2 protein-coding genes are annotated in these 1,437 nt (G+C 67.6%); one reads left to right on the top strand and one right to left on the bottom strand.

Annotation, left to right across the window (positions count from 1 at the left end; translation table 11 throughout):
- Positions 1 to 38 precede the first annotated feature (38 nt).
- Positions 39 to 554 (bottom strand): hypothetical protein, encoded by a 516-nt coding sequence (locus tag ACFYNX_RS33445; protein WP_388667308.1) that lies wholly within the window; start codon positions 552 to 554, stop codon positions 39 to 41.
- A gap of 61 nt (positions 555 to 615) precedes the next feature.
- On the opposite strand from ACFYNX_RS33445, the gene ACFYNX_RS33440 reads away from it, so the two are divergent.
- A complete protein-coding gene (locus tag ACFYNX_RS33440) occupies positions 616 to 1,386 on the top strand; it encodes a transposase (RefSeq protein WP_388667305.1) in 771 nt (256 codons plus the stop codon).
- Positions 1,387 to 1,437 lie beyond the last annotated feature (51 nt).

The raw sequence follows: 1,437 nt of genomic DNA, 5'->3' as shown, positions 1-1,437 counted from the left end.
CCCGAGGAGTTGCGCCACGGCCCTCTGGCCAGGGGGTCTCAGGCTTGGTCGTGGCTCGCTGAGGCTCTGTGATCACGCTGCTGGGTGCTGGACGACTTCCGCCACTGGTCCATTACGTCGTCTACTTCGTCCAGGGCAGGATCGCGGCTTCCGCTGGGCGCGTAGGCCGGTGACCGGTCAGCGCGTAGTGGCAGGTGTGCGCAGTACCAGGCCCGGCGGGCACCGGCTATCTCTGCGGGCGTGCCCGTGCGGAGGTAGCCGAGCAGTGCTGTCATGACCCTGCGGCGCCCGAATGCGTAGAGCGCCGGCTCGACGAACCAGCGGCAGAAGCTTGGGTCCGGGTCGTAGACAGCAGCGGCCATCAGCGGATCGAAGAACTCCTCGGGCAGGGTGGCGCGTTCCAGCAGTGGCCTTCGTGCGGCTCCGGCCAGGTGCCGCGCACGTCGGTCTTCAGGCACGTCGGCCGCAGCCTCAAGGTCCAGCAGGCGGGCCACTTCGGCTGCGCATGCAAGAAATGTACGTGTGGATGCCTCGTGGCAGTCACCTTCGCTCATGGCAGGATTCTCGACCACGGGCCTGAGCAGAAGTGGTCGCATGGGGCGAGATGATCTCGATGTGGCTGGTGTGATTACGGCGTCGGAGCCGTCCTGGATAGCCCCGTTCTCCGGGCTGAGTCCGCGTGCCTTCGGGAAGCTGGTGACGGTGCTGCGTCGCGCAGGTGTGGACACGGCCCGCAAGGGCCGGCCGTGGAGCCTTCCGCTGGAAGACCGGACCCTGCTGGTCACCGCCTACTGGCGAACCAACCTGACCATGCGGCAGCTCGCTCCGCTGTTCGGGGTCTCGAAGTCGGCGGCGGACCGGATCATCGACGACCTCGGGCCGATGCTCGCGCTCCAGCCCCGTAAGCGGTTCGCGAAGGACACCGTGCTCATCGGGGACGGCACCCTGGTCCCCACCCGGGATCACAGCGTCGCCGAGCGGTCGAAGAACTACCGGTACTCCACCAACCACCAGGTCGTCATCGACGCCGACACCCGCCTGGTCGTCGTGGTCGGCCGGCCGCTTGCCGGGAACCGCAACGACTGCAAGGCGTGGGAGGAATCCGGCGCCAAGGCCGCCGTCGGCAAGACCCTCACGATCGCCGACGGCGGATACCCGGGCAGCGGACTCGTCATCCCGCACCGCCGCCAGCGCGGCCAGACCGAACTCCCGGACTGGAAAGAAGAGCACAACAAGTCCCACAAGCAGGTCCGGGCCCGCGTCGAGCACGTCTTCGCCCGCATGAAGACCTGGAAGATCCTCCGCGACTGCCGCCTTAAAGGAGACGGCGTCCACCACGCCATGCTCGGCATCGCCCGGATGCACAACCTCGCCCTCGCCGGATAGGCAAGCTGGCCCGTACTGCGGCCAACCATGTCCAAGACGTCTCGGAGATCA

The organism is Streptomyces sp. NPDC007872 (assembly GCF_042868165.1).
Lineage (GTDB): Bacteria > Actinomycetota > Actinomycetes > Streptomycetales > Streptomycetaceae > Streptomyces.
This window is presented reverse-complemented; position numbering and strand designations above follow the sequence as displayed.

Coding starts and splice junctions, on each gene's coding strand:
- ACFYNX_RS33445 (WP_388667308.1), bottom strand. CDS start 554: ATGAGCGAAGGTGACTGCCACGAGGCATCCACACGTACATTTCTTGCA.